The following is a 20,485-nucleotide window of genomic DNA, read 5'->3' on the forward strand; positions in this document are numbered from 1 at the left end:
GTGAGGTAGAGCGCCTGCGCAGCAGTCAGGAGAACGGCAGTCAAGAGAATGACAGTTGGGAAAAGGTACGGCCGGTTTCACACGGAATGGCAGGGCGAAAAGCACAGAGAGAAGAGGGCTGGGACGGGGACGGCGGGGAACGCAGTGGTTTGGCATACAGCGGGCTGCCCCGGGGAAAGAACCAGAGAAGCCGATCTATGCGCGGTAATGCAGACTCCAGGGTAAGCAGCGATTTCGACATACCGGATTCAGAAACCCGTATAATCGAAAAGACAGACAAGGACGGCGTCAGTTTTGGCGATGTGGTGGTAAAAAGCATGGTGACAGCCACTGTAATCATCTCCAGAGTGATGCAGCTGGCCTCCTTTCTCCTGATGGCGGGTATGGTGTTCCTTATGGCACAGTCATTCTGGGAACACGGCCAGGCGCTGGGTGATATCCGGTTCATGGCGGCGGAGTCCAACTACGGAATGGCTCTCTACGTCGGCTTTGCAGGAATCACGCTGTTTATGGGGCTCATCTGGTGTCTCTGGATTCCCTCAAAAACGGGAGCGGGAGGCGGCGTGCGCATGAAGAAATACGATACGGGAAGAGGCTGTACCGTTTCTTCTCTGCATGGCGGCAGTCGTGGCGGCGGCAGTGGTCCTGCCGGAGATACCGGCTGAAGCCGAGGCGTGGAAAGGGATGGCAAAAGGCGCAGCCGCGGCCATGGAGGCCGTGAATTCCCATCGTGATATTCTATTTCTCGGCAGCACTGCCGGAGCGGTTCTTTCTCTGGTGAGAAAGCTGTTCCGGGTCTGAGCCGTTTCGCCGCAGCACTCTTAAATATACGAATTCTATGGCATACAATTTTCTTTCCATCTGCGGGCGTACTCCTTAGGAGAACACCCGCATTCTTTTTTAAAATACCGGGAAAAGTGGGTGATATCGGAAAATCCGCATTGCCGGGCCGCCAGATTAATCGGAAGCGCCTCATTTGTGAGCAGATTCTTGGCTTTTTCCAGGCGGACGGAGAGAAGGTCTGCATGAGGGGTACTCTGGAAAAATTTCTGGTAACAGGCAAAAAACTGACTCTTCTCCAGATTTGCCCTGCGGCACAGATCTTCTGTCGTCCAGGGCTTTTCATAGTTACGGAGCATATCGAGACGGAGACTTAAGAAGATCTCATACAGTTCCCGGTTCTCCACAATGTCAGTATTCTCTCCGGCCATGGCCCGGGCTATGGCAATAAACATCTCATTCAGCAGAAAATATTCTTTTTCCTCCGCAAATGGGCGGGATGCGATCCGTTCTTCCTGAAGCTCTCTGATGTACTCATCGATTTCATCGGGATTTCCAGGATAAAAAATAGAGTTTAACGGAATTTTAAAGCGTTCGATGAGCGTATCGGAGCACGAAAAATGGATATAACTGTTCCGGAATTTTTGAACAGCCTCATAGTGCTGCATGGTCTGAGGCGTATACAGGATGCAGGCATTTTCCCGGGCCAGTGTGAGTTCTTTATTCAAGTAGAATTTCATCGGAGTTTTCAGCAGCAGGAATAAGTGGTCACCGCTGCCTCCCGGCCGGTAAATCCTGTCTTTTGGCGGATTCTGCCGGTTGTATTCACAGAAATGTATTTCAAAATTGAGCATGGCCCTTCCTCCTGTTTCTGATTCCTTTACATCTGCCGTCTGGTCGTTTCGTTTCATTCTTTATAGGATGATAACAGTATAAACATAATCGGAGAAAAAATCAAATGCTTCGGAGAAAAGTCACTGGTTTTTTCTCCTGGACCTGATAAGATATGAGTAAAGAATATACAGTTAAAAAAGGAGAATGACAGAATGAAAAAAGCAGAAATTATCATTGATAAGTATTTCCTGACAGGTAGTGTTGATAAGAGAATATATGGTTCCTTCATTGAACATCTGGGACGTGCCGTTTACGGCGGTATCTACCAGGAAGGGCTTGCCTCCTCCGACGAACAGGGCTTCAGAAAAGATACTCTGGAACTGGTAAAAGAGCTGGAGGTGCCGATTGTGCGCTATCCGGGCGGCAATTTCGTATCGGGCTTTCACTGGGAAGACAGCGTGGGACCGAAGGCACTAAGACCTGCAAGAACCGATCTGGCATGGAGAGTGATTGAGACAAATCAGTTCGGACTGAATGAATTCGCAGACTGGTCGAAGAAGGCCGGGAGTGAGATGATGATGGCAGTCAACTTAGGAACGAGAGGTCCGGAGGACGCGAAAAATCTGCTGGAATACTGTAATTTTGAGGGCGGTACCTATTACAGCGATTTGAGAAAATCTCACGGCTACGCAAAACCTCATGATATCAAGCTGTGGTGCCTGGGCAACGAGATGGACGGAAAATGGCAGATGGGTCATAAGACAGCGGGAGAGTACGGAAGAATCGCTTCAGAGACGGCCCGTATGATGAAATGGCTCGATCCGGAGATTGAGACAGTGGCCTGCGGCAGCTCCAGCCTGACCATGCCTACGTTTGGAGACTGGGAGTACCAGGTTTTAGACGAATGCTATGACGAAGTGGATTATTTATCCCTGCATCAGTATTACGGAAACCGCAGCGACGACACGGCAGATTTTCTTGCCTGCTCCAAGGGAATGGATGACTTTATCTCGGGAGTCGTATCAATCTGTGACGCGGTGAAGGCTAAAAAACACGGCGGAAAGAACATCAATTTATCCTTTGACGAGTGGAACGTGTGGTATCACAGCAACGAGCAGGACAAGGAAATCAAGGCGTGGGATCAGGCGCCTCACCAGCTGGAGGATGTCTATAACTTTGAAGACGCGCTTCTGGTAGGAAGCATGCTGATCACCATGCTGAGACATGCGGACAGAGTGAAGGTCGCCTGCCTGGCCCAGCTGGTCAATGTAATCGCACCGATCATGACATCGGATACAGGCGCCTGGCGTCAGACCATATTCTATCCATATATGCACGCCAGCGTCTATGGGAAAGGCACCGTTCTGATGACTCAGATCAAGGCCCCGGTATATGAGAGCCGGACCTATGGTACCGTATCCACCCTGGACTGTGTATGCATCTGGGATGAAGAGGCGGAGGCCGTAACGATTTTCGCGGTTAATAAAGATCTGGAGGACGATGCAGAAGTCTCCTGTGATTTCCGTCAGTTTGAAGGGTATCAGGTAGAGGAGCATATCGTTCTGACCCATGACGACATGAAAGCAGTCAACACAGAAGCAGCGCCGGATACGGTGAGCCCGATCCATTCAGAGGCTTCTAAACTGGAGAACGGTATTTTCTCCACTGTTTTCGGCAGGCACAGCTGGAACGTAGTACGTCTGGTAAAGAAGCATGAAACAGTGAAATAATAACGAATTATGAAATAGTGAGATAATAACAGCACGAACAGAAGGAGCCGGAGAACCATTTGCCGGTTCCTTTTTGCATGCATGGAAGAGAAAAGCAAGGAGCGAAAGTCGAAAGAAGTGAGTCGATCAATTTGTAAAATGTGCACAAATAAAAAATGTTTTTTTGTAGAAAAATCATATTGTGTACAATTTCTCTTTTTGTTATTATAAGTCCAGGAACTTTGAAAACGCTTTCAAAAAATAAATGCAAAACATGACAGCATTGAGGTAAAACATGACAGCATCGATTTACGACGTAGCAAAGCGGGCGGGGGTTTCTATCTCAACCGTTTCCAGGATTTTGAATAACAGCGCCAACGTAAGTGATAAGAAGGTACAGGCCGTAAAAGAGGCGATGGAATATTACCAGTATGAACCGAATCAGTTCGGAAGAGGACTGGTGAAGCAGAGGTCCAATATGATAGGAGTCTATACTCCATTTCACTCCGGATCGGTGTTCGAATCCTCCTACACTCTGGAATTGTTAAAGGGAATCGAGAGGGTTCTGACACGACATAATTACAGTATGGTATTGATCAGTGAGTCGGAGGAATACTCGAACCGGGTGAAGGGGAGTCCGCGTTTCATGGAGTATGTCAGGCAGAGAAGGATTGACGGTCTTCTCTTAAGCGGACTAAACGGCAAATCCATGGATGAAGAGGCACTGAAACAAATCCTGGATGAAGAGTATCCTGTGGTATACATAGGGAAAAAGTTTCACAAGAAGGGAATTAATGTTTACGCTCAATACGAAAGCTATATGCATCAGATGATTGAAACGCTGTATGCAGACGGGCACCGGAAGATCGTTCTCTATTTTTACACAACTCATGAGAATTATCTGGCCGGCATTGTAAAGAAGGCAAAAGAAGAACTGGAAGAACTGGAACTGATTCCGATCGCGCTCTCGCATATGACGGATATCCGGCCGGACCTTATTGCCGATTTCAGAAAGTATGTAATAGGCGGCTGTACCGCCATCTGTTCGCCGGGCATTGAGACGACCCAGATTATATTGAGTGTATGCGGAGAGCTGCGGCTTTCTGTGCCGGAGACCGTGTCGATCCTGTCCGTTGAACATAAGAGTGGCGAAGGGCGGCGGTTGTTTCCCCAGATTTCAGCGTTCTTTGTACCCGCGAAGGATATGGGCAGCGGAGCGGCAGAGCTTCTGCTGGACATGATAGAAGACCGCCCGCTGGAGGAGACCTCCAGGGAATATGAAACAAAGTTTTTTGACAGAGAGTCAATAAGGTAGTTTAAAGAGCAGCCTTTTGATCGCTCTTTTTTGAAAACGTTTTCTGAAAGCGTTTTCAAAAAAAGATGATGGATGCACAGCGCGCCACAAAGGTATTCGGTTATGCGGAATGACGGGGGCTCGCACCAATTTGCAAGGCGAATTGAAAATCTTCATCAAAAAGAGAGCGGATAAAAGAGTACAGCAGTTACAGAAAAATAAGATAAGACAGGAGGAGTATCATGAAGGCAATTATGGTGATGTATGATTCCCTGAGACGCGATTTACTGGAATCATACGGTTGTGACTGGACGAAGACGCCGAATTTCAAAAGGCTGGCGGATTTAAGCGTTCAATTTGAAAATTGTTATGTGGGAAGCATGCCATGTATGCCGGCGAGAAGGGAGCTGCACACGGGCAGAATCAACTTTTTCCACAGAAGCTGGGGGCCGATGGAGCCGTTCGACGACTCGATGCCGGAGATTCTTAAAAAGGGAGGTGTCTACACCCATCTCGTCAGCGACCATCAGCACTACTGGGAGGATGGGGGCTGTACCTACCACAACCGGTATTCATCCTGGGAGATTTCCAGGGGGCAGGAGGGTGATCTGTGGAAAGCGGATTTGTCATACCGCTATGACCGCGGCACCGTATTTAAGAATAAGGAGGTCATGCTGAGTTATCCGCCTTACAGACGAATGATGGCTCAGGACGCGGTCAACCGCAGCTATATGGATACCGAAGAGAAGACCTCCCAGGCGGTTACATTTCACCAGGGGCTGGAATTCATCGAGAAGAACCACGGGGAGGACAACTGGTTCCTGCAGATCGAGACCTTCGATCCCCATGAACCGTTCTATTCACTGAAGGAGGACAAAGCGCTCTATCCCCATACCTTTTTGGGAGATGCGGCAGAGGAAGCCGACTGGCCGCCTTACGCGGCAGTGGCGGAAGATGAGAATACGGTTCAGCACGTTCGTTACGAATACGCGGCGCTGCTTTCCAAGTGCGACCGGTACCTGGGAAAGGTTCTGGATATGATGGACCAATACCGCCTGTGGGACGATACCATGCTTATCGTCAATACGGATCACGGCTTTCTGCTGGGAGAGCACGGATGGTGGGGAAAGACAAGCATGCCGATCTACGAGGAGATTTCCCATACACCGCTGTATATCTATGATCCCCGCAGAAAGGAGTGCGCCGGAATCCGCAGAAATGCGATCGTACAGACCATCGATCTGGCGCCGACGCTGTTAGAATTTTTTGGAATGGAGATACCGGAGGACATGGAAGGAAAGCCGCTTGCCGGCGTAATGGATTCGGATGAACCTATCCGGAAATACGCGGTGTTCGGATACCATGGAAGTCAGGTGGATGTGACAGACGGCCGGTATGTGTACATGCATGCGGCGGAGCATCCCGAGATTCCTGCCTGTGAGTACACGCTGATGCCTACCCATATGCGGTATATGTTCCGCCCGGAGGAACTGGCGGGGATGGAACTGGCGGAGCCATTTTCCTTCACGAAGGGCTGCAGGGTCATGAAGATCGAGAGTAAGGACCATATGGGAGACACGACGTCATTCGGTTCTCTGCTGTTCGACTTAAAAGAGGACCCGGATCAGGAACATTCCCTGGAGGATGAGGCCGTGCGCGCACAGATGAAGGCTTACATACGAGAATATATGGAGAAAAATGACGCTCCGAAAGAGCTCTTTCGCCGTCTGGGTTTCGAGGAAGAGAGGTTGGTATGAAAAAACGCCCGAACATAGTGATTATCAATCCGGATCAGATGCGGGCGGATTCCATGTTCCATCTGGGAAATCCGGCGGCGGTTACACCAAATCTGGATGAATTGGCAAAAGAGGGGGTATCCTTCGCACATGCATTCTGCCAGAATCCGGTGTGCACCCCCTCGCGGTGCAGCTTTATGAGCGGCTGGTATCCCCATGTAGCAGGACACCGTACCATGAATCACATGATGCATGAGCACGAGCCGGTTCTCTTAAAGCGTCTGAAGGAGCACGGGTACCATGTCTGGATGAACCAGCGAAATGACTTGCTGCCGGCACAGAATCCAGAGTATTATAAAAGCTATTGTGATACTTATTTTACTGTCGGAAATGATCGGAAGCCGGATACACTGCCCAGGGAGTCCTTCCGGGGAGAACCTGGAGGAAAGAATTTCTATTCCTTTTACCGGGGCAGGCTGCCGGAGCATAAAGACCTGGATCAGGTCTGGACGGAGGGCGCGGCGGAATTTATCCGGGACTATGAGGAGGAACGGCCATTCTGTATCTTTCTTCCCCTGATGCTTCCCCACCCGACCTATCAGATCAGCGAGCCGTATTTCAGCCGTATTGACCGGAAGAAGCTGCCGGAACGGATTCTGCCTCCGGAGGGATATAGGGGAAAATCCAGAATGCAGAGAGAACTGGCGGTACTGCAGAACATGAAGGACTGGAGCGAAGAGGAGTACGATGAGCTGCGGGCGGTTTACTTAGGGATGTGCAGCAAGGTGGATGACTTGACGGGTCAGATCGTCCGTGCATTGAAGGAAAAAGGCATCTACGATGATACTGCCGTCTTCTTTTTCAGCGATCACGGAGATTATACCGGAGATTACGGTCTGGTGGAGAAGGTTCAGAACTGTTTTGAGGACTGCCTGACCAATGTCCCGTTTCTTGTAAAGCTGCCTGCCGCGATGCAGAAACGCCATGGCATCAGTCAGGAAATGACGGAGCTGATTGACTTCTACGCAACTGCGGAGGCGGTGGCAGAGCTTCCCGCCGAACACACACATTTTGGAAAATCCCTGATTCCTTATATGGAACAGCGGGAAGAGGCGCTTCGCCAGGCGGTGTTCTGTGAGGGCGGTTTCCGAAAGGGAGAAGACTACTGCAAGGAGACCGGGGGCCAGGCCATACCGGATCCGGGCGGCCAGTACTATCCGAGACAGTTTTTACAGGCCTCCGATGAGATGTACAACGGAAAAGCCACGATGTGCCGTACAGGGGATTACAAATATATCAGAAGACTCTATGAGGAAGACGAATTCTACGATTTGAGGCTGGACCCGAAGGAAACCCAAAATCGCATCGGATGTCCTGAATATGCGCCTATAATCGCGGAGATGAAGGAAAAGCTTTTGGAATTTTACCAGGATACGTGTGACGTCGTTCCATTTCAAAAAGACACCAGAATGGAAAAGGACTTTACACGAAACATTTGTTTATAAAGGAGAAGAAACGTATGGAAACGAAGTATGCAAAAGCAAAGTTTTTGGATGTGTTTAAATATTCATTTGGGGGACTGGGTTCAAACCTCGCATTCTTTCTTGTAATGTCTTATCTTACATTCTTTTACACCGATATCTTCGGAATCAGCTCCATGGTGGTTTCCGGCCTCATGCTGATATCCAGATTTATCGACGCATTTACCGATCCGATTATGGGCATGCTGGGCGACCACACCCGCTCGAAAATGGGAAAATACAGGCCATGGATTATCTGGGGGGCACCGGTCCTTGGATTCCTCATCTTCCTTCTTTTCACTGCGCCGGACTTATCACCGAATATGAAAGTGGTCTACGTCTATGTGGTCTACATCGCCTATTCTCTGGCCTCAACCGTAGTAAATATCCCGTATCATTCCCTGACGCCGGTTATGTCTCAGGATCCGTATCAGAGAACGGTTATCGTTTCATGGAAGCAGGGCATGGGAACCGTATCCCAGTTTATTATCACCATCATGGCACTTCCGCTGGTGGAAGCATTTGGCGGCGGAAAACAGGGATGGGCTATCTATGGCGCACTCATCGGTTTTTTGACGACTGCCGCATTCTGGATCTGCGCATGGGGCGGAAAGAAGTACGATGTCTGTGATATGGAAAAAGAACGCGTTCCGATGAACATGGCAAAAGATTTGAAGCTGCTGGTGAAAAACAAACCCATGCTGATGCTCATGATCGCCTTCGGTACGGATGTTCTGGCCAACGCGACCTACAGCGCCGTAAATATGTATTACTTTAAGTATGTGTTAAACCGGGTAGATCTGGTTCCCAAGGTTGCCTCCGCCATTCTGTTTGCCGGGATCATTCTCCTTCCGCTGCTTCCTGCACTCTCCAAAGTGTTTGGGAAAAAACGCCTGTACTGGTTCGGAAGCCTGTTCTCGATTGTACCGCTGGTGGTCATGTGGATGAAGCCTACGGCATCGGTTACGATTCTTATGAGCATGATGGCTGTATTCGGATTCATTTCCCGTATACCAAGCAACCTTGGATGGGCGATGCTTCCGGAGTGTTCTGATTACGGCGAGTGGAAATTCGGACAGAGAGCAGATGGCCTGATGTCCTCCTCCCTGACATTTATTAACAAGTTCGGCATGGCGATCGGCGGATTTATCGCCAGCTTCTTCCTGGGACTGGCCGGTTTTGTGGCAAATCAGGAGCAGACTCCGCAGGTAATAAATATGATCGTGTTCCTGCGTTTCGGAATGCCGGTACTCGGTTATATAGCATCCCTGATTTCCATGGCATTCTATGAGATTACCAATGAGAAATACTCCCAGATCCGCACGGAACTGGACGAGAGAAAGAAGGATTGAAAACTATGACAAATGGAATTAAAGATCATATAAAAGCTATGGTAAAAACCATGACTCTGGAAGAAAAGGCGCTTCTGTGCTCCGGAAAGAATTTCTGGCAGCTGGAAGGTATTGAACGTCTGGATATTCCCTCCATCATGGTAACCGACGGCCCTCACGGTCTGCGCAAGCAGGCCGGCGAGGCGGATCACCTGGGTCTTAACCAGAGCGTGAAGGCCACCTGTTTTCCGCCTGCGGTCACCTCGGCCAGCAGCTGGGATGAAGCAGCTCTGTATGAAATGGGGCAGGCCATCGGAGAGGAGTGTGTTCAGGAGGAGGTTGCTGTTATTTTAGGACCGGGAACCAACATCAAGCGTTCTCCGCTCTGCGGCCGTAATTTTGAGTATTTCAGTGAAGACCCGTATCTGGCCGGCGAGATGGCAGCCGCCTGGATTAACGGTGTTCAGAGCCAGGGAATCGGAACGTCTCTCAAGCATTTTGCAGCCAACAATCAGGAAAAGGCCAGGCTTGTCAGCAATTCGGTGGTGGACGAGCGGGCGCTCAGGGAAATCTATCTGGCTCCATTTGAAAAGGCGGTAAAACAGGCGCAGCCATGGACCGTGATGTGTTCCTATAACCGGATTAACAATGTGTACTCCTGTGAAAATGAGTGGCTGCTGACGGAGGTTCTTCGGAAAGAGTGGGGCTTTGAGGGGCTGGTCATGACTGACTGGGGCGCCATGAATGACAGGGTGAAAGCACTGAAAGCCGGGCTTGAGCTTGAAATGCCAGGACCGGATCCCCATAATGATAAGAAAATTGCCGATGCAGTGAGAAACGGTGAGCTGGATGAGGCGGTATTAGACCGCGCGGCAGAACGTCTCCTTACCATGATCAGGAAAGCCTGTGAGGTCCGCAAAAAAGAGTACGACGCGGCGGCACACCATAAGCTTGCAAGGCGGATTGCGGCAGAATCCGCAGTACTGCTCAAAAATGACGGAATGCTTCCGCTCAAGAAAGACGGTTCCTATGCGGTGATCGGCGCATTTGCCGAAGCGCCCAGATATCAGGGCGCCGGAAGCTCAAAGATCAATCCCCATCAGGTCGATTGTGTGCTGGATTCTCTCCGCGAAAATGGCATTGCATTTGAATATGCACCTGGTTATGAGCTGGAACACGATACCATCAATCAGGCGCTGTTGGAAGAGGCAGCCGCCTGTGCCAAGGGGCGGGATGGTGTCATCGTATTTGCCGGACTGCCGGACTCCTATGAGAGTGAGGGCTTTGACCGGACGCATTTGAATATGCCGGAGTCCCATACAGCGCTGATTGAAGCGGTAGCTGCGGTAAATCCCCATGTAACGGTCGTTCTCCTCTGCGGCTCCGTCGTCCTAATGCCATGGAGAGAGCGGGTGGAGAGTATTTTACTCGCCTGTCTGGGCGGAGAGGCGGCAGGAAGCGCCTGCGCAGATGTGCTGACCGGAGCGGTAAATCCTTCCGGCCGCCTGGCGGAAACATTTCCGCTTTCACTGGAAGATACCCCGTGTTATGAGCATTTCGCAGGAGAAGGAAAGGACGTGGAATACCGCGAAAGTATTTTTGTCGGCTACCGTTACTACGACTGGGCTGAAAAACCGGTAGCCTATCCATTTGGATACGGACTGTCGTACACCACCTTCTCTTACGATACCATGGACCTTATATGGGATGAAGAGGCAGAGAAGGGCGAGGCCAGAATTACAGTGACCAATACGGGTAAAACCGCAGGCGGTGAAGTGGTTCAGCTCTATATCGGCAAAAAACAGTCGGCTGTGATGCGAGCTGTCAGAGAACTGAAGGGCTTTCAAAAAGTGTTCCTGCAGCCGGGAGAATCGCAGGAAGTGGTAATCGGCCTGGACAAGAGAAGTTTTTCCATTTACGATACGGACCTCTCCGGCTGGACAGTTGAAGCGGGGACGTATCAGATCTATGCGGCGTCCTCCAGCCGTGAGTTAAGACTCAGCAGGGAGCTGAACCTTCAGGGGAAGCAGCTTTCCGGTATCCCCGGATATGATGTCAGTGAAGTCATAAAGGACGGCCGTTTCTCGGCAGACAGAGAGCAGTTTAAGCGCCTGTTAAAGGGAGAAATCCCCTTAACGCCGGCCGCCAGCGGAATTACACTGAATACAACCGTAAAAGAAGCTTTGACCAGCGAAAAAGGAAAAGCCCTGCTGGGTGGTCTTGTCGATGGATACTCGGCCCAGTACGCAGGCGAAGACGATATCAGCCGCATGATGCTGTCCATGCTTTTTGACATGCCTCTGCGGAGCCTGGCGATGTTTGGGGCGGTAAAGATTGAGACGCTGGAAGAGATTGTGGAGGAGATTGAGAGAGGGTAACTGAACTGCTTCTCCCCGGCGGCCCTGCTTCCCGGTCCGTCCCGTCTGACTCATGCGGCCTTTCCAGTTCCGGTTTCGGGCATAAGCACTTCTAAACGTGCAGAATTGCTAATACCTGCTTCGGAAAGGCCGCATGACAGACGGACGGACCGGGAAGCAGGGCCGCCGGGGAGACTGGAACACCTCCCTTAATTACCGGGCGTGGCTTAAGTTTACTCTTGTACTTACGGTAAGAAACCATTATAATATTTATCAGTGTGTTTATGAAAATGGCCGCCGGCATGATTGCCGGTACGAAAGAGGGAGGGTGCTTATGCCACCAATCAGTGTACTGATTAAACCATCGTCAGGAAATTGCAACCTGCGGTGTGAATACTGTTTTTATTATGATACGATGTCCAAACGGGAACAGGGGGCCTACGGGTTTATGTCGGTTGAGACATTAGAGGATGTGATCCGCCAGGTTCTGGCTTATTCGGAGGGAAGCTGCACGATCGCGTATCAGGGAGGCGAGCCGACGCTGAGCGGGCTTCCGTTCTTTGAAAAGTCCATCGAATTTCAGGAAAAATACAATGTCAACAACGTGAAGATTTTCAATGCAATCCAGACGAATGGTTCGCTTTTGGATAAGCAGTGGGCGGAATTCTTTGTGAGAAATCATTTCCTTGTGGGCGTATCCCTGGATGGAGGACCGAAGCAGCATGATTATTACCGGAAAACTCCCGCAGGAAAAGGCAGCTTTACACGGATCATGGAAAATATTGAAATGCTTAAAAAGACCGGAGTGGACTTCAACATACTTTCCGTGGTGCATGCGAGAACCGCGCCTCATATTAAAAAGACGTATGAGTTCTACCGGAAAAACCAGTTAAATTACCTGCAGTTTATCGCCTGTCTCGATCCGCTCATGGAAGAACCGGGTGGCCGGGATTATTCGCTGACACCGGAGGCGTACGGAACGTTTCTGATCGATTTGTTCGAGCTGTGGTTCCGTGATCTGAAGGAGGGAAAACAGCCGTATATCCGGCAGTTTGAGAATTATATCGCGATTCTGCTGGGCCAGATGCCGGAATCCTGCGACATGCGCGGGACCTGCGGAATGCAGTACGTGGTAGAGTCGGATGGAACCGTGTATCCATGCGATTTCTATGTGCTGGACGAGTACCGTCTGGGGAATTTTCGGACGGATACGGTGGAGATGATAGATAAGAAGCGGGAAGAGATAAAATTTATCGAGAGATCCCTTCAAAAGGAGGAGGCGTGTGCAGACTGCCGATACGCAATGCTCTGCCGCGGCGGCTGCCGGAGAACCAGACAGGAGGATCACGGGAATCATCAGTACTTCTGTCAGTCGTATAAGATGTTCTTTGATGCCTGTCTGCCAAGTCTTGTGGAGATCGCAGAGAGGATTGGACGCGGATAAGGAATTCACCGTTCCAGCCAGAAATTTGACACCGGACTGGAGTTGGATGCCTGGCTGTATTTTTTGAGTTCAGACAAACCGGAGGAAGTTGATAGCGATGTATAATGAGCCGCCGGCATTATATGATAAGAATACAGTGGAACTGATGATTGAAGAGCAGCAGGAAGAGATCAGGAGGCTGGAAGAGGAAGCGCAGAAGAGGGTAGAAGAACTGAGGCTTAATAAAGAAGAACTGAGAGCAAAAGACGATGAGCTGGAAGCTCTTCGTCGGGAACTTGCTAAATGGACGGAGAATGTGTAAGTACAATTCATTTTGGGATTAATCCAGATAGAAAAAAGCAGGGTAGAATGACCGGCAGATTCATCACAAGCCGGTAATCCTATCCTGCTTTTTATTACGAGGCCCGTACCGGAGGCCTGGGTGCGGGGACTGGCAAAGCCTGAAACAGGGCAGTGGTGAGCGGCCGCTAGTCCCGGGAGGCATACAGCGGATTGGCCTGCCGCACCATGCCGCGGCAGGTGTGCTGAAGCTCATCAAAAGCGGCGGCGACGCTGCCGGGAATGTCGACGTGCGCAATATAATTTTTGCCCAGGGGTCCGTATCCCTCCGGACCATCGGTGAGACGCGGGATTTCCCCCATGAGAAGCGTGAGATAACGGTCGATGTCCCACATGCCGAAGATTTCTGTATCATAGGCGGGCTTCCCGTCCTTCATGATGACGTTTGCCTGGTAGACGGCATAATTTATGATGATGACGTCATTCGAGACGTACTTGCGCAGTCCGGCTTCCATGCGGTGCTGCATGGTGGCATCCTGTGCCAGGATGATGGAGCGGAAGGAAATCTGATTTTCCCGCAGCAGATCCAGAAGATACGTAATATTGTTGCCGCAGTTGGTGGAGCAGCATTCCAGAAGATCGGCCTCCAGCCCATAGCGTGCCTTCAGATAGGACGCAAAGACCCTGGCTTCCGGCAGTCCTGCCGTCTCAATGTCAGGGAATTCCTGATGGACCCGGATTCGCAGCGCTTCCGTGGTATGGCCGGCTCCGCCTACAATGACGTACTTTTTCGCGGCATGGTTCTGCATCGCCTGGGCCAGTACATCGCCGCCGCACAGGATGCTGCCGCCAAACAGCACCATGACGTCTGCCTGATCGATTCCGTAAGTCTTCTTTAATTCTTCCGGAGACAGCTCGGAAATGTCTCTTTTTCCGCAAAATCTTCCTAAAATGTTGATGTATTCCACGATTCGTTCGTTCATAGGTCTCCTCCGTATGTGTACTTACAGGTTCATTATAAAACAGAAAGACAGCGTTGTGAACTACGGTAAAGCCAAAAACTGCTGAAATTTTATTCCGGTCATGGTATACTGGATACAACAGGACCGGTTACCGCCCTGCTTTTCTGTTTTCGCCATTCCATTTTCCCACTATGTTTGATAAAATATCAATGTACATAAATTGCGTCTGATTCCGAAAAAAGGCAGGTGATCCCTTTGAAATACAGAAAATTATTTGTCCGCACCGCGGCAGGCCTTCTGTGCTTGTCCCTGTTTTCTGCGGCCTGTCCCGGCCGCTTTCCCGTGCAGGCGGAGGAGGAGCAAAGTGCGCTTTACGCCTACAATGCCTATCAGAAACGCCTTGAAGGTGTGAAGAGAGAGGCGGATATCGCCGCAAGTGGTTTCGATATTATTGAGAACCAGGTATTTACCATGACGGTAAAAGCATTTGGGGATGTCTCCATGATTCCTGCCATTGACCGGACGTATCACCGCCTCGTCCTGTTTTTTGCAGATGAAAACGGAAATACGGTCTATCAGACGGATCAGCTGGAGACAAACAATCAGGTCAGAGGGGAGCTTAATCAGCTCAATCAGGGGATTTCCGCCGTCTCTTTTCAGGATTTAGACGGAGACGGAAAGACAGATATTCTGCTGATTACTTCCTGTGAAAAGGAAGATTCCGCCGCAGGCAGGGCATATAAGGTTGGAGATGTGCTGTTTCAGAATGAAACTGGTTTTTACCGCGACTGGCGCCTCTCCGACAAAATTAACCGGTTTGGAATGAACAAGAGTATCCGGTTTATTGCCTCTTTCTTAGAGGATGGATATTCAACGGAATTCCTGTATACAGCCGCTACGCTGGATGAGTTAAAGGAACATGGATTCAAGGTGGTATCTGAGCAGAGTTACTGGCGCAAGTTCGAGAAGCTGGGGAACCTTCTGGTGGTTCCGGGAACGTACCGGATGGCGGAATATACCGTATTTATGGTCTATCTCGTCAATGAGCAGGGCTACATCGTATGGAGCTTCCAGCCTATGGGCGACTATGAAAATCTGTATGCGCTGAAGGGAGTCGCCTGCCGAGACATTGACGGCGACGGGATGAAGGATCTGGCGGTTCTGGCGCGGTACAGCTATGAGGGAAAAGACGGTGAGACGATCCTGGAAAATGATTATTCCATCTATTACCAGAAGACGGGCGGATTCTATCCGGAAACAGAATTTAAGAAACAGTACCAGAGTAAAGACGACAGCACGATGGAGGAACTGGTGGAAAAGGCCAGGGCTTATTGGGGGTGGAGACAGGAATCATGATAAAAATACTGATAGTGGACGACGAGAAACCGATTTGCGATTTGATCGATTTGAACCTGTCGGAGGCCGGATACCACTGCACGGCGGTTCAGGATGGGGCGGAGGCGCTCAGAATCATAGAAAATGAGAAATTTGACCTCATTTTACTGGATATCATGCTGCCGGGGATTGACGGCTTCGACATTATGGAATACATACGGCCCATGGAAATACCCGTCATTTTCATTACTGCAAAATATGAGGTGAGAGACCGGGTGAAGGGGCTTAAGCTGGGGGCCGATGATTATCTGGTGAAGCCCTTTGATGTGGTCGAGCTGGTGGCCAGAGTGGAAGCGGTTCTGCGCAGATACAATAAGACGGAGAGGCGTCTGTCTGCGGGCGACGTGGTGGTCGATGTGGAGGCGAGGACCGTCATGAAGGCCGGAAGGCCGGTGGAGCTGACCAATAAGGAATTTTTGCTCCTGGTCCTCTTTTTGCGGAACCGGAATGTGGCGCTGTTTCGGGAAACGCTGTATGAGAAGGTGTGGGAGGGCGAATACTCCGGCGACAGCCGTACGCTGGATTTGCATGTACAGCGTCTACGGAAGAAGCTGAACTGGGAAAATGGCGAATTTCCACGGCTGGTGGCCGTATATAAGGTGGGTTACCGGCTTGAGGTAGGGCGATGAAATTTTCACTGAAACTGCTTTTATGGACCATGATTGTCATGGCGGCTGCATTTGGATTCAGCGGGTTTTATTTCGTTAATTACGTGTTCGAGCGTGCCCTGGACCGGGAAGCCGGGCAGGCGCTTGATGAGAGCAGCATTCTGAAGTTTGCATTTGAGACGGCCGCGCTTAATGTCCCGGCCAAATATGATGTGCTGCAGGAAGACACGACGCGTCAGATCGCCTCCAACTTAGAGGCCGGCGGGCAGGACACGGGACGTATGCTGCGGATTTCCGATGATCAGAAACAGGTGCTTTACGCAGCCGACGGCTTCACGGCCGATGACGGGCTGCTTCTCGCGCTTGACGAAAATACGAAGACCTACCGGGTGATCCGGCTGGACGACAGCTATTATATTCAGACGGCCGCCCGGGTGGAGGCGCTGGATAAGAGCCTTTATTTAGAGACGATGAGAGACGTTACCGAGGTGTTTCATGACCGGGCTACGGGCTTTGTGGTTTACCGGAGGGTGACAGTCGTTATTCTGCTTCTGGGAACGGTTCTCATGCATCTCATTTCTTCCTGGCTGACAAGGCCGATCCGGCTGCTGACGCGGGCCACAAAACGGATGGCGGCGGGCGACTACGACTATCGCGCCAGGCTCGTAAGCGACGACGAGCTGGGGCAGCTGACGGCGGATTTCAACCGTATGGCCAACGCGCTGGAAGATAATATCATCAAGCTGGAAGAAGAGATCCGGGCGAGGGAAGATTTCGTGGGGGCCTTTGCCCATGAGCTTAAGACGCCGCTCACCGCGATCATTGGTTATGCGGATATGCTGCGGTCTCACCGGCTGGATGAGGAGAAGAGTTTTATGTGCGCCAATTACATTTACACGGAAGGACGGCGCCTGGAGACGATGTCACTTCGGCTGTTAGACATCATTGTGACGAAACGCCAGGAGATCGAGCTTCAGATGGTCTCTGCGGAATCGCTGTTTTTCTACCTGTATGATATGTACGCGGCGAAGAAAAATATGGATTTTCATTTTACTTACGATGAAGGGATGATCCGGTGTGACGCAAGCCTGATAAAATCCGTGCTCATCAATCTTCTGGACAACGCCTGCAAGGCATCAGAGCCAGGCAGCCGCATCGATGTGGATGGGTATGCCGTTTCGGAGGGCTACCGCTTTTCCGTTAAGGATTACGGTGTCGGGATTCCGGAGGAGGAAGTTTACAAGATAACGAAGGCATTTTACATGGTGGATAAATCCCGTTCCAGGAGCAGAAACGGAGCCGGACTGGGGCTGGCTCTCTGTGAGGAGATACTGCTTCTGCATCACAGCAGGCTGGAAATCGAGAGCGAGCCGGGAAAAGGCTCCTGCTTCAGCTTTGTCCTCCCGTGGGAAGACGGCGCTCCTGCCGCCTGGCGGAGCGACGGTGAAGGAGGTGGCGAAGTATGAAAAAAACAGCTGTAAATTTCTTGCTGCTTCTGTTTGCCGCACTGGTCATGGCTCTGGCCATCTGGGGGCCGGAAGCCATATCCGGATACCGCGACAAATCGGTTTTGAATGAGATCCACGTAAAAGATGGGGAGGGAGAAGGCGAGGGGTACCGATACTCCTTAAGCCGCAGTGATAAGCTGTTTATCCTGGCGGAGGCTTTAAACAGCCAGACGCTTCCTGAGAGCGAACCGTATGCCGGGGAGAGGCAGGAGGCTTCCGGTGAAGCCTACGGAGAGACGGCGGGAACGTATGCGTTTATCGTCAATCACAGAGGACCGTCCGATCGTGAGATCAAAGAGGAGGAGTTGTTTGGGGTCGTAAACGAGGGCCTTGAAACGCTGAAAGAACTGGGAATTCTTCCTGATTCCGTGAGAGAAGCCGATCGTTCCGCCTACGACGCTGTCCTCTATTCTGCGATCGACGTGCTGGAGCCTCGGAATAACGTGGCAGTGTGGAAGGTCAGCCTTTCCAACATTCAGAAAAACAACGACCGGGGAAACCGCCTGATCGATGCCTATATCGACGCGGATGATGGAAAACTATATGAGTTTTATGTCCGGACGGAACGCACCTGGGCTGACATGGATCCGGATGAGATCGCCGGGAAGTGGAGCGGATATTTGGGACTGGAAGCTCCGCAGCCCTATGAGGCAAACAATCCGCTGATGGAAATGACGCCGTATTTTAAGAAGTACGTGTTTCCCGGAACCGGAAAAGGAAATACGACTGCGACGGTCGGTTATTACGATGGTATCCAGGAATTATTTGTAAAAATATCGAGATGATGCAACTATGATGCAAAAATGATGATCTTTTGATGCAGCTCCTGTGTAATCTGTAATCAATGAATATTGAGACGGATGACACAGGAGCTTTTGTGCAGCAGAAAGGGACATTTTAATGTGCCGCTGCCTGCGGCAGGTGTTTGACTGCACAAAAGCTCTCCGGATCGGTTTCGCAGGGCGTGCAGACGTCAGAACTGAATTTTCAAACATGCCCTGGCGAGGGAGGAGCTGTACAATGAGATACGAACGAGAAAACCGTAGCAGAAAAAACGGGAGAAACACGAGAAGAAGATGGCTGGAGGATTGTGCTGCGGCAGCGGCTGGCGGAATTGCGGCTGTGTTTTTGTTTACGGCAATGGAGACGATGGGAATGTTTCCGGGAGGTGATGCGGCGGTGAGCCCGGTGGCGGCTGAGGCGCAGGCAGCGGCCGGGAGCCAGGCGGCGGCTGAGGCGCAGGCGGCGACCGGGAGCCAGACGGTGGCGGCTGAGGCGCAGGCAGCGATCGGGAGCCAGGCTGCAGCGGTGAATCCGGCAGTAACTGAGAGCCAGGCGGCAGCCACGAATCCGGCAGCATTACAGGCTCTGCCGGCGTCGGAAATCAGAAAATTGGCAGAGTACCAGTTGGAGGCAGCAGGCAAGAATGATAGAAGCGGCACATGGCAGGAAACTGGCGTACAGAGCCGGACGGAGAAACAAACAGTTTTCCAAACCACAGAAAGCGACCCGGAACATCCGCTTATTATAGTAGATCCGGGCCACGGAGGGACCGATGAGGGCTGTTATGCAGGCGGGGTACTGGAAAAGGACATCAATCTTGAAATCGCAAAGAAGCTTCGGGAGGAGCTGGTGGAATCGGGCTACAGGGTGATTCTGACCCGGGAAACCGATACCTATATGACGAAGGAGCAGCGGGCGGAGGCGGCGAACCGCTATGGCGCCGATGCCTTTGTGAGCATTCATCAGAATACGTATGAAGAGGAAGAGCCAACCGGAATCGAGACGTGGTACGATGGAACGGACCCCTCCCGTGACAGCAGGCGGCTGGCTCTCCTGATTCATGAGGAAACGGTGAAGCGTACTGGAGCCAAGGAGAGGGAACTGCGAGGCGACGCGGGCTTTGTGGTAACAGGCTGGACGAAGATGCCTGCGTGCCTGATCGAGACCGGCTTCCTGTCCAGCCCGGAGGAACGCGAAAAGCTTACCCAGGCGGAATATCAGGAGAAGCTGGCAGAGGGAATCGCGGAAGGGATCGACGCCTTCTTCCACCCAAAAACCATGTATTTAACCTTTGATGACGGGCCCTCTGCGGAAAATACAGCCGCCGTTCTGGATGTGCTGAAAGCCCGGAACATAAAGGCAACATTTTTCCTGGTAGGCGAAAACGTCAGGAAAAATCCGGAGGTGGCAAAGCGGATCGCAGCAGAAGGCCATACCATTGGAATCCACTGCAACCGCCACGATTACGAGCAGATTTATCAAAGCACAGCCAGCTATCTTGAAGATTTCAACGAGGCCTACAAAACTGTGCTTGAAGTGACCGGAGTGAGAGTAACGCTCTTTCGTTTTCCGGGCGGAAGCATTAATGCATACAATAAACCGGTATATCAGGATATTATCAAAGAGATGACGGCCAGAGGCTTCATTTATTTCGACTGGAATGCCAGCCTGGAGGATGCATTAAAGAAATCCGAGCCGGAAGAACTGATTGCGAACGCCCGTGAGACGGCGCTGGGAAGAAAACACGTGGTGATGCTGGCCCATGACATTGTCCACAGCACAGCACTCTGTTTGAACGATCTGATCGATCAGTTCCCGGAATACCGGATGGAACCCCTGACACCGGAGGTGGCCCCGGTACAGTTTCACCCATAATGGTGTTTGAAATCCACTGCATTCCGTAAAATACCGCCGCCCATGCAGCCGTCATGAGCGGCGGCATTTT

General features: G+C 51.1%; 16 protein-coding genes and 1 pseudogene. 15 read left to right on the forward strand and 2 right to left on the reverse strand.

All coding sequences use genetic code 11. From position 1 onward, the window contains the following. Positions 1–665 (forward strand): annotated as a pseudogene (locus ACLTD4_RS21570) (zinc ribbon domain-containing protein); the annotation flags it as partial. Beyond that, complete coding sequence (locus ACLTD4_RS21575) at positions 628–801, forward strand: hypothetical protein (RefSeq protein ID WP_412331552.1); 174 nt, start codon at positions 628–630, stop codon at positions 799–801. The pseudogene ACLTD4_RS21570 and the gene ACLTD4_RS21575, both read left to right, overlap by 38 nt. A gap of 35 nt (positions 802–836) precedes the next feature. Here the strand turns inward: ACLTD4_RS21575 and ACLTD4_RS21580 are convergent, their stop codons facing one another. Next, entirely contained in the window at positions 837–1,634 is a 798-nt protein-coding gene (locus ACLTD4_RS21580) for an AraC family transcriptional regulator (protein WP_321005792.1), read from the reverse strand. 192 nt (positions 1,635–1,826) lie between these two features. Here ACLTD4_RS21580 and ACLTD4_RS21585 point away from each other — a divergent pair, with 192 nt between their 5' ends. From ACLTD4_RS21585 to ACLTD4_RS21620, 8 genes are all read left to right on the forward strand, one after another. Then, the gene (locus tag ACLTD4_RS21585) at positions 1,827–3,344 is read left to right on the forward strand and encodes an alpha-N-arabinofuranosidase (RefSeq protein WP_110326275.1); all 1,518 of its coding nucleotides are present in this window, start codon (positions 1,827–1,829) and stop codon (positions 3,342–3,344) included. 274 nt (positions 3,345–3,618) lie between these two features. After that, a complete protein-coding gene (locus ACLTD4_RS21590; RefSeq protein ID WP_412331553.1) occupies positions 3,619–4,638 on the forward strand; it encodes a LacI family DNA-binding transcriptional regulator in 1,020 nt (339 codons plus the stop codon). A 221-nt stretch (positions 4,639–4,859) separates the two neighbouring features. After that, entirely contained in the window at positions 4,860–6,374 is a 1,515-nt protein-coding gene (locus ACLTD4_RS21595) for a sulfatase (RefSeq protein ID WP_117622264.1), read from the forward strand. Continuing rightward, positions 6,371–7,858: a sulfatase-like hydrolase/transferase gene (locus tag ACLTD4_RS21600; RefSeq protein WP_117622263.1), complete on the forward strand. Its 1,488-nt coding sequence runs from the start codon at positions 6,371–6,373 to the stop codon at positions 7,856–7,858. The genes ACLTD4_RS21595 and ACLTD4_RS21600 overlap by 4 nt, the downstream gene beginning before the upstream one ends. Before the next feature lie 14 nt (positions 7,859–7,872). Then, complete coding sequence (locus tag ACLTD4_RS21605) at positions 7,873–9,225, forward strand: MFS transporter (RefSeq protein WP_412331554.1); 1,353 nt, start codon at positions 7,873–7,875, stop codon at positions 9,223–9,225. Positions 9,226–9,230: 5 nt separating this feature from the next. Continuing rightward, complete coding sequence (locus ACLTD4_RS21610; protein ID WP_412331555.1) at positions 9,231–11,582, forward strand: glycoside hydrolase family 3 C-terminal domain-containing protein; 2,352 nt, start codon at positions 9,231–9,233, stop codon at positions 11,580–11,582. 313 nt (positions 11,583–11,895) lie between these two features. Continuing rightward, a complete protein-coding gene (locus ACLTD4_RS21615; protein ID WP_117622345.1) occupies positions 11,896–13,005 on the forward strand; it encodes an anaerobic sulfatase maturase in 1,110 nt (369 codons plus the stop codon). 97 nt (positions 13,006–13,102) lie between these two features. Then, complete coding sequence (locus tag ACLTD4_RS21620) at positions 13,103–13,306, forward strand: hypothetical protein (RefSeq protein WP_117622260.1); 204 nt, start codon at positions 13,103–13,105, stop codon at positions 13,304–13,306. 166 nt (positions 13,307–13,472) lie between these two features. Here ACLTD4_RS21620 and ACLTD4_RS21625 read toward each other — a convergent pair whose 3' ends face one another. Continuing rightward, positions 13,473–14,267 (reverse strand): YdcF family protein, encoded by a 795-nt coding sequence (locus ACLTD4_RS21625; RefSeq protein ID WP_117622259.1) that lies wholly within the window; start codon positions 14,265–14,267, stop codon positions 13,473–13,475. Between the two features lie 234 nt (positions 14,268–14,501). Between ACLTD4_RS21625 and ACLTD4_RS21630 the strand changes: the two genes are divergently transcribed. The 5 genes from ACLTD4_RS21630 to ACLTD4_RS21650 all read left to right on the forward strand — a co-directional run bounded on the left by ACLTD4_RS21630 (position 14,502) and on the right by ACLTD4_RS21650 (position 20,415). Then, the gene (locus ACLTD4_RS21630; RefSeq protein WP_321005794.1) at positions 14,502–15,602 is read left to right on the forward strand and encodes a VCBS repeat-containing protein; all 1,101 of its coding nucleotides are present in this window, start codon (positions 14,502–14,504) and stop codon (positions 15,600–15,602) included. Continuing rightward, positions 15,599–16,270, forward strand: coding sequence for a response regulator transcription factor (locus tag ACLTD4_RS21635; RefSeq protein ID WP_055655118.1), 672 nt, complete (start codon positions 15,599–15,601; stop codon positions 16,268–16,270). Before ACLTD4_RS21630 ends, ACLTD4_RS21635 begins: the two co-directional genes overlap by 4 nt. After that, positions 16,267–17,715: a sensor histidine kinase gene (locus ACLTD4_RS21640; RefSeq protein WP_117622257.1), complete on the forward strand. Its 1,449-nt coding sequence runs from the start codon at positions 16,267–16,269 to the stop codon at positions 17,713–17,715. Before ACLTD4_RS21635 ends, ACLTD4_RS21640 begins: the two co-directional genes overlap by 4 nt. Beyond that, positions 17,712–18,542: a hypothetical protein gene (locus tag ACLTD4_RS21645; RefSeq protein ID WP_117622256.1), complete on the forward strand. Its 831-nt coding sequence runs from the start codon at positions 17,712–17,714 to the stop codon at positions 18,540–18,542. The genes ACLTD4_RS21640 and ACLTD4_RS21645 overlap by 4 nt, the downstream gene beginning before the upstream one ends. 235 nt (positions 18,543–18,777) lie before the next feature. Then, on the forward strand, positions 18,778–20,415 hold the full coding sequence (locus ACLTD4_RS21650; protein ID WP_243008262.1) for an N-acetylmuramoyl-L-alanine amidase: 1,638 nt from the start codon (positions 18,778–18,780) through the stop codon (positions 20,413–20,415). The last annotated feature ends 70 nt before the right edge of the window (positions 20,416–20,485 follow it).

The sequence above is a fragment of the Hungatella sp. genome (assembly GCF_046966825.1).